Genomic DNA, 12,963 nt, shown 5'->3' with positions numbered 1-12,963 from the left:
ATATATCAAATGAAACGCAATTTAGGAGGCTAAACATGTTAGAACCTTTATTTTTAAAACCAGTATTTCAAGAAAAAATTTGGGGTGGAACTAAGTTAAAAGAGGAATTTGATTACCCATTAGAAAGCGATCAAGTAGGTGAATGTTGGGCAATAAGCGCGCATCCACACGGTGTTTGTACCATTGAAAATGGGCCTTTTAAAGGTGAAAAGTTAGATGAACTTTGGAAAAATCATCCAGAATTATTTGGTAATCCGAATGAAGAAGTCTTTCCTTTATTAACTAAAATTTTAGATGCAGCAGATGATTTATCTGTTCAAGTGCATCCAGATGATTTATATGGAAAAGAGCATGAAGGAGAACTAGGTAAAACAGAATGTTGGTATATCATTAGTGCTGACGAAGGTTCTGAAATTATTTATGGTCATCATGCTAAATCAAAAGAAGAATTAGAAGAAATGATAACTAGTGGTGACTGGGATCATTTGTTAAGACGTATTCCAGTTCAAGCAGGAGACTTCTTCTTTGTTCCTAGTGGTACGATTCATGCGATTGGAAAAGGAATTATGATCTTAGAAACACAACAAAGTAGTGATACAACGTATCGTGTTTATGATTATGATAGAAAAGATGATGCGGGTAACCCGAGAGAACTTCATATTCAACAATCATTAGATGTAACGACTATTCCTCATGTGGATCCAATATTAGGCATCCAACAAGAAAACCAAGGTGAGTCTAGCATTACAACATTTATTAAATCAGACTACTTCAACGTTTACGACTGGTCTGTATCAGGTGTTTTAAATGTTAAAACGACAGCTCCATACACATTAGTAAGTGTATTAGATGGATTTGGTTATGTGTATTTAAATGATGAAGCTGAAAAAATTGAAATTAAAAAAGGCCAACATTTTATTTTACCAACATCAGTTGAAAAAGTAAGATTAGAAGGCGATTTAAAAATTATTGCTTCTGAACCAGGAACTAAAAATAGATAAATTTAAGAGAGAAGACTTGAAATAGTTCTTCTCTTTTTTTATTGTTAAATAAAAAAAGAAGCGACTTTAGCCGCTTCTTTTTGTCTTACTTACTCCAAATAGTTGTATGAATCTCAGCTGGAGATAATGTATTTGTAAATTCTTTATCAGATTTTTCTTCAATTAATGTTCCACGAATACCTTTATAGTTAGGGACTTCGATTGATAATGATGAAGAAGTATCATTTGATAAGTTATAACCACGTAAAATAATATCCATTTCATTTTCTTTACGTTTAAGTGCAGTTAATAGGAATTGTTCAGAATCAATTGTAGCGAAAGTTTGAGTCGCATTTAAATCACCAGAATGAATACCTGTTTGTTTAACAGAGAATGGGATTTGGAACGCTTGTCCATCTTTAAATGAGTCAAATTTATCTTCTTTAGTGTGGAAAGCTAAAGCAAACTCGATTGTATTTTCACCAATACATTGTGCTTCTGGTGTTGGGAAGTAACCCCAGTCACCAAGTTCTCCAGTACTTCTAAGAATCGTTAAGGCAATTGTATTGTCCTCATTTAAAATTTCGTATTCATTGATACCAAAGTTTGAAACAGTAACACCTTTAGAGTCGTCTTGAACGTTAACAAATGAATGTTGATGTTGAGGGTTTGTTGGGTTAGTCCAAGAAGCACTAACACCATTAGGACGCTCAATCACTTCAAAAATACTTTCAGCATAGTGTTTATCGGTGTCAATACCAGTAGGGAATAACACACGTAGACGGTGATTTTCACTTTGGTTATTGTAATAAGTAGCAAATTTTAATTGCTCACTATTTTTCTCTAAGGTAATTGTTGTTTCCATAACAAAAGGAATTAATTCAGAACTACGTCCAGCATTACGTTGACGCATTTCTAATACAGCTTTCATTTCTTCTTGAAGTAACTCTTCTGCTGCATGAGGAATCATCATCGTTTGTTTTAAAATAATTTCTGCAATTAACGCATTATTAGTTTTAACTTCAATCTCATAAGGAAACTCATGAGCAAAAATAGGTGTATCGTTTTTAGGTTGTTTAAAGATATACTCATTAGCAATATCCCCAACATTTTCAAATGTTAACATATTGTTGTAAGTTACATCATTTTTCTTGTCAGTGACGTTTAAACGACCATCTTCAGAAATAACTGCTTTAATTGAGCTATTTTCTAATGTTTGTGTAGCTTCATCATAAATAGTTGAGTCATTGATAGCTAAAGTTTCTCCTTCAACTAAGGCGAAACCTTTCCAAGAAAGACCAGCCATTTTATCTAAATGAAGACGAACTTTAACATAAGTTGCCATAAATGGAATTCTAAAAGCATCTTTTGGTAAATCATAACCAAATGTAGTTTCGACATCTAAAATTTCAACAGGAACACTTTGGCCATTTTCATCTACCACATTAAATGATGTTTTTTCTTCATCTTTTAATGAATAGTATAATTCACCAGGAGAACCTTGGCTAAATGGTTTGCGTTTCCATTCGATCATTGTTTCTACATAGCCAGTTTTATTTTGACCAGCTGTATTAACAACCACAAATGGTTTGCTACCTTCTGGGAAGTTGCTAGTGTCAATTGCATTTGTTAGTGTTTCTAAAGCTTCATTTGCTAAGAACTTACCAACTTCATGTGATTTCAAGTAACGAGTCATCATTTCTTGATGAACTTCATCTACACTACAGCCACAAATACTATCGTGTGGGTGATTTTGCATTAATAATTTCCAAGCATAACGTAATTGATCATGAGGATACTCGCCGGTAATTTCAGCAGCCATTGTAGCAAGAGGCTCAGTGATATTTTCTAATTGGCGAGACACTTCAGTATTACGTTGTTTTAAGTAAATACGAGAAGAAGAACAGTTAGCTAATGTATACCAACCGTCTGTTTCTTGAGACGTTAATTCTCCTTCAACAGTGTTTAAATCTTCAGGTAAGTCAGCTTTTACAGCATTGATATAGTCTTCAAAGTTACTGTGTAAGAATTCATAATCAGGATATAATTCATTAGCTAATTTAATGGCATCTGTCACATCTTTTTGAAGTGGTTGATGGTCACAACCGTTCATCATTAATAAGTGATCAGTAGACGCAAATTGTTCAGCGTCAGCTAATTTTGTATCCCAGAACTTGATAGCTGCTTCTTTTTCAGTTGGAATTTCATTTCCGTTACTGTACCAGTTAGCAAATAATAGGCCTAAAACTTTAGACTTATCAGATCCTTCCCACCACATTTCAGAGTATTGAGAAGTGTATTTTTCGTCATTGATAACAACGTTATTAAAGCCAGTTGGTTTAACACCGCGGCCATAAGCCGTTACATCAAGACCGCCTTCAAGCATCATTTGAGGAGCTTGTCCCATGTTACCAAAAGTATCAGGGAAATAACCTAATTTAACAGGAGCTCCCCATTTTTTACTTTCTTCAAGTCCAACTAACATGTTACGAGTATTAGATTCAGAACTTGTTAAAAAGTCATCTTGTAAGATATAAAATGGTCCAATTTTTAATTTACCTTCTGTGATTGCTTTTTGAAGTGCTTCACGTTTATTTGGGCGAACTTCTAAGTAATCATCTAAACTAATAGTTTGTCCATCTAAATGGAAACTATTAAAGTCAGGATTTGTTTCAAATTGTTCTAATAAGTCGTCAATTAAAGTAATTAAACGCATATGATGTTGCTCATAAGGCATGTACCATTCACGGTCCCAATGACTATGAGAGATAATATATACTTTTTTCTTCATGTTAAAATTCCTTTCTAAAGACCAGTTTCCACACGGATATCATAGTAATCCATTACTAATTCACAGAACATCATATTAGCCCATGAGAACCATTCACGTGTGAAGTTGTTTGGGTTGTTAACGTCAACGCCTTCATGCATAAGTCCAGTGCCACCAGTAGTAGCAGCAAGCATATCTAAAATACGTTTCTTATCTGTTTTGTCAGGTGTTGTTAAACCTTCAATAGAAACAGCGATTGGCCAAATGTAGTTAGGTGGCGTATGAGAACTACCGATTCCTTTAGCAAATTCACCTTCATAGTAATAAGGGTTTTCTTCGCTTAATAATGTTTTTCTTGTTTCTAAGTAAGTAGGGTCATCTTGAGAACAGAAACCTAAGTAAGGAGCTGCCATTAAACTTGGTACGTTTGAATCATCTTGGATGCTATGGTTACCAAAACCATCAACTTCGTAAGCAAAGATGTCATTACCAGCTTTGTTTTGAACAACACCGTATTTAGCAATACCTTGTTTAATTTCTTCTTTTAATTTTTTCGCACGAGCAACAACGTCAGCTTCATCAAAAATAGAAGAATAGATTTTTTCAACATATTCTAAAGCAACAACTGCGAACATATTTGAAGGAACTAAATAACCATATTTACAAGCATCATCACTTGGTCTGAAACCTGTCCAAGTCATACCAGTTTCTTTTACAGGTGTTCCTTTACCATCATTTGGTAATGTATCTTCTAAACGAGTTGTATCACGTTCAAATGTATAAGGAGAATTTTCGTGATTTTGTTCTGTTTCCCATAAATCTAAGATTTTTGTTACTCCTGTTTTAAAGTCTTCATTAAATTGATCTGTTTGTCCTGTTGCATTATATAGTAAGTAAGACAATTGAATTGGGTATGCTAATGAATCAATTTCATATTTTCTTTCCCAAATCCAAGGAGTCATAGTTGTGTGATCGTCTTTATGTGGGCTTGCGTTGTTATCTGTTTCGTTGAACGCGTTTGCATAAGGATCCATGTTAATATAGAAAAATTGTCTTTTAACTAATCCTGAAATCATGCTAGCTAAATCTTTATCTTCTTTTGCAATTGGTAAGTAAGGACGTACTTGTGCAGTAGAATCTCTTAACCACATAGCAGGAATATCACCTGTCAAAATAAATGTTGTGTCATCTTCTAAACGTTTTACAGTTGTTAATAATGTATTAGCAAAACAGTTTGAAAAGATGTCGCCCCAAGCAGGATTATCCTGTTGTGTTTTTGCCTTGATATCATCCATAAAAGCTTGAACTGATGTTGGAACTGTTGTGTATGTCATTTCCTAATAACCTCCAAAAAAGATATATTTTTCGTTTACAAAACCGATTATATGGTATATCATTTGTATTGTCTAGTAAAAGAAGTAGATATTTAAAATAAAAATAAAGAAAGGTGGTATAGAATGAGTGCAAAACCTTTATATCAAAAGATTTTAGACGACTTAGTAAAAGATATAAGAACTGGTGTTTATCAAGAAAATGATCAATTACCAACAGAGTTAGAACTATCTGAAAAGTATGAAGTTAGTAGAATAACATCGAAACGTGCATTGATGGAGCTTGAAAACATAGGCCTTATCTCAAGAACTCGAGGAAAAGGTAGTTTTGTTAAAAAACAAGATGTTGTCAAAGAAATAGTAGAACAACCAAAAAATCTTTTGTTAATCTATCCTTTCTTATCTGGAGAAAATACTGGCTTAGGTGAATACACACAAGGGATATTAGAAGTCCTTCAAGGAAAAGAGTTTCAATTACTTGTTCAAAGTGAGAACTTTTTAGTAGAAACTCCAATTGAAGAAATCGTTTCTAAATATGCTGGTGTTATCTATTACCCTCAAAAAACATTAGAAAGTTTAGAAGTTTTATACCAATTACATTTAAATGATATACCAATAGTTATATTAGATAAATTTTTCCATGGCTTACCATTTAATACAGTGTCTGCTGATAACTTATCTGGTGGAGAACTTGCAGCGAATCATTTAATTGAACAAGGACATGAAAAAATCGCTTTTGGCAGTTTGTCTGGTGAAATTGAACTGTCTTCTGTAAGAGATCGCTATCTTGGCTATCTAAATGCCTTACATGATGGTGAATTAAAAGAGAATTACCATCTCATTCAACAAATAGGGCAGAGTAAGGAAGATTATTTAGATGAAGTGGTTAACAGAATTATAGAAGAAAAGATTACAGGAATTGTTCTTGAAAATGATGTATTAGCTATTCAACTAATTAATCATTTAAACCAAGTAAAATTAGATATTCCTGAAAAGGTAGCTATTGTTGGTTTTGACAACATTCAAGCATCGTCTTTAATTCAACCAAGTTTAACAACTATTGAACAAAATTTTGTGGAGATTGGAAAAGTTGCTTGTAGAATTGTTTTAGAACAAATAGAAACAGGTAATCAACCAGCTAAACATGAAAAAACAGATGTAAAATTAATTATTCGAAATAGCAGCTGCTTAAAGGAGAGAAAATAAATGACATTATTAAGATTAACTGACATTGATACACGCCAAGGAACTAATAATCAACATTCATATTCTAACGGAAACACATTACCTTATACAGGTGTTCCTTTTGGAATGAACTTTTTCGCTATGCAAACAGCAGGGGATAGAGGTAGTTGGTGGTTTAATCCTCACGACCGAGTATTCCAAGGAATCAGATTAACACATCAACCTAGTCCGTGGATGGGTGATTTCCAGTGGATGTTATTTAATCCTTTCTCAGGAAAATTATTTGGTCATAGCCAGTTCCATGTCCAAGGAACTTATCGACCAGAAGAAGCAGTTTTTGCTCCTCATTTTATGAAATTAAAGCAAGAGCGCTATCAAATTGATACAGAATTTACAGCTAGTACGTATGGTGGAAAAATTAAATCGACTTATGCAACACCTGAAAATAATGGGTTAAATATCCGTTCAAAAGGACCATTTAACATAAAAATCGATTTAGAGAACAACCAAATTAGTGGATTTGTTTCTAATTTTTCAGATTCAGAAGATAAAGAATTTAAAATGTATTTTTCAACTGTGTTTAATGCCGAAATTGATACTGAAACATCAGAATTAATTATTGGTGAAGAGACACAACAAGCATTTGGTGATTTTAGCGGAGAAGACTTGAATCTATTCGTTAGATTTGATAGCCAAAAAGAAGTTGTAACAACCTTAGCAACAAGCTTTATCTCAATTGAGCAAGCTGAATTGAATTTAAGTCGTATTAAAGACCAAAGCTTTAAAGAAATGAAAACAACAGCTGAGAAAAAATGGCTAAATTACCTAAATAGAATAGATGTTGAATCAACTAATCAGGAACAAGTTGATACGTTCTATACAATGCTTTACCGAGCATTCTTATTCCCACAAAAATTCTATGAATTAAATGAAAATAAAGAACCAATTCATTACAATACAATTGCTAAAGAAGTTAGACCAGGATACCTATATACAAATAATGGTTTCTGGGATACGTATAAAACTGTTTATCCATTGTATTCATTAATTGCAACAAAAGAATACGAAGAAATGTTAGAAAGTTATTTAACAGCTTTCAATGAAACTGGCTTCTTGCCAAAATGGTTATCTCCAGATGAGCGAGGATTAATGCCAGGAACATTGATTGATGCTGTCATTGCTGATGCCGCAGTTAAAGGAATCGGGACAGAGATGATGCCAGAATTTCTAGAAGCTATGAAAGTAGCTGCAACTAAGCAAAGTGACAAAAATAATTATGGTCGTCGTGGAACATATGATTACCTAAAATATGGTTATGTGCCTCTTGATTACCATGAAAGTGTTAACCACACACTAGATTACGCATACAGTGATTTCTGTATCTCACAAGTTGCTAAAACACTAGGTGAAACGGAAATAGCTGAATTCTACCAAAAACAATCAGGTAACTTTGCCAATATCTTTGATTCAAAAACACAATTTATGCGTGCAAAAGATAAAGAGGGTAACTTTAGAGCTTCATTTGAAGATACACGTTGGGGCTTAGATTATTGTGAAGGCTCTGCATGGCAAAATAGCTACGCTGTTTACCATAACTTTGGTAAATTAATTGAGTTACATGGTGGGAAAGAAGGATTTGCTAAGAAGCTAACGAACCTTGCTAACACACCACCTACATTTGGTGTAGATGGTTATGGTTTTGAGATTCATGAAATGAGTGAAATGGCGTCAATTGATTTTGGTCAAATCGCGATTTCTAATCAACCAAGTTTCCATATTCCATATCTATTCAACTATGTTGGGGAATCAAGTACCTCACAAGTTATATTAAAACAATTAATGACAGAACAATTTAATACCTCTTGGAATGGTTTCCCTGGGGATGAAGATAACGGTAGTATGGCGTCATGGTTTGTTTTCTCAAGTTTAGGGTTCTACCCAGTGACACCAGGTTCAGGTGAATATGTATTAGGTATCCCGTTATTTGACTCTGCAACGATTCATTTAGAGAATGGTAAAGAGATTACAATTAACACTAAAGCAAATAAACCTCATTTAAACTTTGTTAAATCTGTTTCATTAAATAAAGAAAACTACTCAAAAGTTTATTTCCGTCACGAAGATTTAGCTGACGGAGCTGAAATTGATTTTGAATTATCAATTGCTCCAAGCAAACAAACATTAAATCATGAAGATTTACCATTCTCTATTGATACAATAGAGGCATAAAATATATTAACTAACTGATAAGAGAAAGGGCGAAGTAGAATGGCAATTTATGGTTCAATAGAAGCAGGAGGGACAAAATTCGTTTGTGCCGTTTCTGATGAAGAATTAAATATTCTTGAACGCGTGAGTTTTCCAACAACAGTACCTGAGGAAACAATGACTTCTGTTATTGATTTCTTTAAACAATATGAATCAACATTAAAAGCGATTGGTATTGGTTCATTTGGTCCAATTGATATTAATAAAAAATCAGCTACTTATGGCCACATCACATCAACGCCTAAATTAGCATGGCAACATTATGATTTTTTAGGTGAGATGAAAAAACATTTTTCATTACCAATGGCTTTTACAACAGATGTTAATGCAGCTGCATATGGCGAGTATAAATTAGGTAACGGTAAAGGAAAAGACAGTGTTGTTTATTACACTATTGGAACTGGTGTTGGTGGAGGAGCTATTCAACAAGGCCGATTTATTGAAGGATTTAGTCATCCGGAAATGGGCCACATGCTTGTTGTTCCTCATAAAGAAGATGATTTTACAGGGGTTTGTCCATTCCATGGTAATTGTTTAGAAGGTATGGCAGCAGGTCCTTCGATTGAGAAACGTTTTGGAGTTAAAGGACAAGACATTCCAGAAGACCATCCATTTTGGGAAATTGAAGCAACGTATATTGCTCAGTGTGCTTATAACACAACCTTAATGATGTCACCAGAAGTAATTATTTTTGGTGGTGGTGTTATGCATCAACAACATATGGTTGATAAAGTTCATGCAGCATTTGAAAAGCTAGTTAATGGATATGTTAGTTATCCAGAAGTTAAAAACTACATTGTGACTCCAGCTCTAGGAGACAATGCAGGAACATTAGGTTGCTTATCATTAGCAAAAGATTTATAAAATTAAAAAGTAGATGATACCATCATCTACTTTTTTAAGCGTATTGTGTTAAATTATAGGTATCAAAAAGTTAAGGAGTGTTAACATGATAAAATTTCCAGATAATTTTTTATGGGGCTCAGCAGCATCTGCTCCTCAAACAGAAGGCCATGCTCTACTAAATGGTAAAAGTCCTTCAACTTGGGATAAATGGATTGAATTAGATCCAGAAAAATTTAATGAGGGTCAAGGACCAAAAGACACATCAAACGTGTATGAATTATACGAAGATGATATTGCAAGAATGGTTGAAATCGGTATGAATTCTTACCGTACTTCTATTGCTTGGACAAGACTTTTACCAGATGGAAAAACAATCAATGAGGAAGCTGTTAGTTTTTATCGCGATTATTTTGAGAAGATGAATCAAGTGGGCATTAAGCCGATTATTAATTTATTCCATTTTGATATGCCTTGGTGGTTAATGGAAAAAGGTGGCTGGGAAACAAGAGAGTCAGTTGATGCCTTTGCCTTTTATGCCAAAACTGCTTTTGAGTTATTTGGTGATTTAGTGAGTGAATGGACAACCTTCAATGAGCCGTTAGTCCATATTGAAATGGCTTATATGTATGGTTATCACTATCCAGCGATTGTTGATTTTAAAAAAGCAATTCAAGTTGGATACCATACACTTATGGCTCATGTTATGGCTGTTAAATCTTTTAAAGAAACTGATATAATAGGACGAATTGGCATTATTTTAAATGTAACGCCTCCTTATGGAAAAAGCGAAGAAGCAGCAGATAAGAAAGCAACAGAAGCTGCTGACTTATTAGCTATTAGAAGCTTTTTAGATCCTTGTGTACTAGGTGTGATTCCAGAGAAGTTAAAACAATTAGTGAATGAACACCATTTAACACCAGTTACACTTGAAGAAGATAAAAACTTAATGGCAGCCAATCTAGTCGATTTTATTGGTATTAATTACTATCAACCAATGAGAGTTCAAGCACCAACAAATCCAAGATTCCCAGCAGTAGAAACAAGTGATTTATTTGTTCCTTATGAGTGGCCAGAACGTAAAATTAATCCTTATCGTGGTTGGGAAATCTATCCAGAAGCGCTATATGATGTATCTATGATGATGAAAAATGATTATAACAATATTCCTTGGTACGTTTCAGAAAATGGTATGGGTGTTGCTGATGAGGAACGTTTCTTAGATAGTGATGGTATGATTCAAGATGATTACCGTATTGAATTTATGGAAGATCATTTAAAAGAGCTTCATCGTGGTATTCAAGATGGTAGTAATTGTTTTGGTTATCATACATGGACTTTTGTTGATTGTTGGTCATGGTTAAATGGCTACCGTAATCGTTATGGTTTTTATCGTGTAGATTTGGAAAATAATTTTGAGCGTTCATTGAAGAAAAGTGGTTTATGGTACAAAGAATTAAGTGAAAATAACGGGTTCTAAAAAGGAGATAGTAAGATGGGTTTAGTTGTATTTGATATCGGTGGAACAGCAGTAAAACATGGTTATTTTGACAATCAAGTATTAACAGAACAAAGTAAGTTTGAGACTCCTACAACTTTTGAGGAAATGAAAAAAGAGATGTTACTTGTCTTAGAGAAGCATAATGATAAAGGTGTTGAAGGCGTTGCTATCAGCTCACCAGGCGCTGTTAATGTGGCGGAACGACGTATTGATGGAATTAGTGCCGTTTCTTATCTCCATCAATTTCCAATATTTGATGAATTAGAAAAGACTTTTAATTTACCAGTTACAATTGAAAATGATGCTAATTGTGCTGGAATTGCTGAAATTGAGTTAGGTGTAGGAAAAGAAGCAACTAATGCAGTTTTTGTTGTGTTGGGAACTGGGGTTGGTGGTTCTATTTTTATTAATCGTGATATCTATAAAGGATCTCACTTATTTGGTGGCGAATTTGGTTTGATGATTGATCCAAGCGAGCGATCTTTAAGTAGTGGGGGAACGATTGTAAAAGTTGCTGGAAGATACCAAGAGTTAACAGGTGAACCAACAGATGGTAAACGCATATTTGAATTAATCGAAACCGGCAATAAATTAGCGATTGAATTATTAGATGAGATGTACTGGTCTATTGCTCATGCTTTGTATAATTTACAAGTTTCTATTGATCCAGAACTTATTATTATTGGTGGTGGAGTTTCAGCAAGAAAAGAAATTGCTGATGAAATCGGAACTCGCTTATCATCTCTTTTAACGAAACATTTAGTCCCAGAAATTATGCCAGAAATTAAAACATGCCATTTTTCAAATGACGCTAATTTAATAGGGGCAGCAATGAATTTTATTAAGTTAACTAAATAATAAAAAACCACAGACTAAAAATTTGGTCTGTGGTTTTTTCTATTAAATAAGCTCACTTAGTGGTGTAAATTCTCTGTCTTGATCAATAGCTACTTGCTCATAAGTTAAGACGCCATTATGTGTATTGACACCAATTGCTAAGGATTTGTTATCTTGTACGGCTTGTTTAAACCCTTTATCTGCTAACTGAGTAATATAAGGTAATGTATTATTCGTTAAAGCAAGAGTAGAGGTTCTTGAAACGGCTCCAGGCATATTAGGAACAGCGTAGTGTAGTACATCATAATGTTTAATGATCGGTTCATCATGATTGGTTGTGCGATCAGTGGTTTCAAAAATACCACCTTGGTCAATTGCGATATCAATAATAACAGAACCAGGTTTCATGGATTGAACCATTTCTTTAGTAACTAAAGTTGGTGCTTTACGTCCAGGAATAAGGACAGCACCAATGACTAAATCAGCCATCATAACAGACTGGTGAATATTATGGGGATTAGACATAACTGTTTCAATTGAATTACCAAAAATTTCTTCAAGTTGTGCTAAACGTTTTTGATTAACATCTAAAATTCTAACTTTAGCTCCTAATCCAATAGCCACTTTGGCAGCGTTTGATCCAGCAACTCCACCACCGATAATAACAACATTTCCTTTAGCAACACCTGGAACTGATGATAATAGTACTCCAGAACCGCCATTAGTTTTTTGTAAGAAGAAGGCACCTGTTTGAGGAGCCATACGTCCTGCTATTTCAGACATAGGATTTAAAAGAGGAAGACTTCCATCTTCTAATTGAACAGATTCATATGCAATAGCAGTTACTTTATTTTTTAAAAGAGATTCTGTTAAAGTTGGGACTGGTGCTAAATGAAGATAAGTAAATAGAATTAACCCTTCTTTAAAGAAATCATATTCTAATTCTTTTGGTTCTTTAACTTTTAAAACCATTTCAACTTGCCATGCTTCTTTTGCTGTATTGACAATTTTTGCTCCATTTGTAACATATTCTTCATCAGTAAAGCCTGAACCAAGTCCAGCATTTGTTTCTACTACGACTTCATGACCTTTGTCAACAAGAGTTTTAACGAATGGTGGAGTTAAAGCCACACGATTTTCGTTATTAATAATTTCTTTTGGTATCCCTATTTTCATTGAGATTCCTCCTATCGTTTAGTTAAATAACTAACTTATTTAAGTATACACGTAAAAAATGAGAGATTCTAG

Annotated in this window: 9 protein-coding genes; 6 read left to right on the top strand and 3 right to left on the bottom strand. The window is 33.9% G+C overall.

Annotated elements, in window-relative coordinates; all coding sequences use genetic code 11:
* The first annotated feature begins 35 nt into the window (after positions 1-35).
* The gene (gene manA, locus ACODH8_RS07245; RefSeq protein ID WP_420504744.1) at positions 36-1,001 is read left to right on the top strand and encodes a mannose-6-phosphate isomerase, class I; all 966 of its coding nucleotides are present in this window, start codon (positions 36-38) and stop codon (positions 999-1,001) included.
* Between the two features lie 85 nt (positions 1,002-1,086).
* Here the strand turns inward: manA and ACODH8_RS07240 are convergent, their stop codons facing one another.
* Both ACODH8_RS07240 and ACODH8_RS07235 read right to left on the bottom strand, forming a co-directional pair.
* Positions 1,087-3,771: an alpha-mannosidase gene (locus tag ACODH8_RS07240; protein ID WP_420517650.1), complete on the bottom strand. Its 2,685-nt coding sequence runs from the start codon at positions 3,769-3,771 to the stop codon at positions 1,087-1,089.
* 14 nt (positions 3,772-3,785) lie between these two features.
* Positions 3,786-5,084 carry a glycoside hydrolase family 125 protein gene (locus ACODH8_RS07235; RefSeq protein ID WP_332464780.1) on the bottom strand — a complete coding sequence of 433 codons (1,299 nt, stop codon included), beginning with the start codon at positions 5,082-5,084 and terminating at the stop codon, positions 3,786-3,788.
* A 123-nt stretch (positions 5,085-5,207) separates the two neighbouring features.
* On the opposite strand from ACODH8_RS07235, the gene ACODH8_RS07230 reads away from it, so the two are divergent.
* The 5 genes from ACODH8_RS07230 (at position 5,208) to ACODH8_RS07210 (ending at position 11,736) form a co-directional block, all read left to right on the top strand.
* Positions 5,208-6,287, top strand: a complete 1,080-nt coding sequence (locus ACODH8_RS07230) for a GntR family transcriptional regulator (RefSeq protein WP_332464781.1) — start codon at positions 5,208-5,210, stop codon at positions 6,285-6,287.
* Positions 6,288-8,495: a GH92 family glycosyl hydrolase gene (locus ACODH8_RS07225; RefSeq protein ID WP_332464782.1), complete on the top strand. Its 2,208-nt coding sequence runs from the start codon at positions 6,288-6,290 to the stop codon at positions 8,493-8,495.
* 39 nt (positions 8,496-8,534) lie between these two features.
* Positions 8,535-9,398 (top strand): fructokinase ScrK, encoded by an 864-nt coding sequence (scrK, locus tag ACODH8_RS07220; RefSeq protein ID WP_332464783.1) that lies wholly within the window; start codon positions 8,535-8,537, stop codon positions 9,396-9,398.
* 85 nt (positions 9,399-9,483) lie between these two features.
* Complete coding sequence (locus tag ACODH8_RS07215) at positions 9,484-10,857, top strand: glycoside hydrolase family 1 protein (protein ID WP_332464784.1); 1,374 nt, start codon at positions 9,484-9,486, stop codon at positions 10,855-10,857.
* A gap of 15 nt (positions 10,858-10,872) precedes the next feature.
* Positions 10,873-11,736, top strand: a complete 864-nt coding sequence (locus tag ACODH8_RS07210) for an ROK family protein (RefSeq protein WP_332464785.1) — start codon at positions 10,873-10,875, stop codon at positions 11,734-11,736.
* A gap of 42 nt (positions 11,737-11,778) precedes the next feature.
* Here the strand turns inward: ACODH8_RS07210 and ald are convergent, their stop codons facing one another.
* Positions 11,779-12,891 carry an alanine dehydrogenase gene (gene ald / locus ACODH8_RS07205; RefSeq protein ID WP_420504751.1) on the bottom strand — a complete coding sequence of 371 codons (1,113 nt, stop codon included), beginning with the start codon at positions 12,889-12,891 and terminating at the stop codon, positions 11,779-11,781.
* Positions 12,892-12,963: the final 72 nt, after the last annotated feature.

Origin of the sequence: Vagococcus fluvialis (genome assembly GCF_048815235.1) — a bacterium.
In the GTDB taxonomy this organism is placed as follows: domain Bacteria; phylum Bacillota; class Bacilli; order Lactobacillales; family Vagococcaceae; genus Vagococcus.
This window is presented reverse-complemented; position numbering and strand designations above follow the sequence as displayed.

Excerpts from the sequence above, each read along its gene's own strand:
- ACODH8_RS07235 (WP_332464780.1), bottom strand. The coding sequence starts at position 5,084 with ATGACATACACAACAGTTCCAACATCAGTTCAAGCTTTTATGGATGAT.
- ACODH8_RS07210 (WP_332464785.1), top strand. The coding sequence starts at position 10,873 with ATGGGTTTAGTTGTATTTGATATCGGTGGAACAGCAGTAAAACATGGT.
- ACODH8_RS07225 (WP_332464782.1), top strand. The coding sequence starts at position 6,288 with ATGACATTATTAAGATTAACTGACATTGATACACGCCAAGGAACTAAT.
- ACODH8_RS07230 (WP_332464781.1), top strand. The coding sequence starts at position 5,208 with ATGAGTGCAAAACCTTTATATCAAAAGATTTTAGACGACTTAGTAAAA.
- ACODH8_RS07215 (WP_332464784.1), top strand. The coding sequence starts at position 9,484 with ATGATAAAATTTCCAGATAATTTTTTATGGGGCTCAGCAGCATCTGCT.
- scrK (WP_332464783.1), top strand. The coding sequence starts at position 8,535 with ATGGCAATTTATGGTTCAATAGAAGCAGGAGGGACAAAATTCGTTTGT.
- ald (WP_420504751.1), bottom strand. The coding sequence starts at position 12,891 with ATGAAAATAGGGATACCAAAAGAAATTATTAATAACGAAAATCGTGTG.
- manA (WP_420504744.1), top strand. The coding sequence starts at position 36 with ATGTTAGAACCTTTATTTTTAAAACCAGTATTTCAAGAAAAAATTTGG.
- ACODH8_RS07240 (WP_420517650.1), bottom strand. The coding sequence starts at position 3,771 with ATGAAGAAAAAAGTATATATTATCTCTCATAGTCATTGGGACCGTGAA.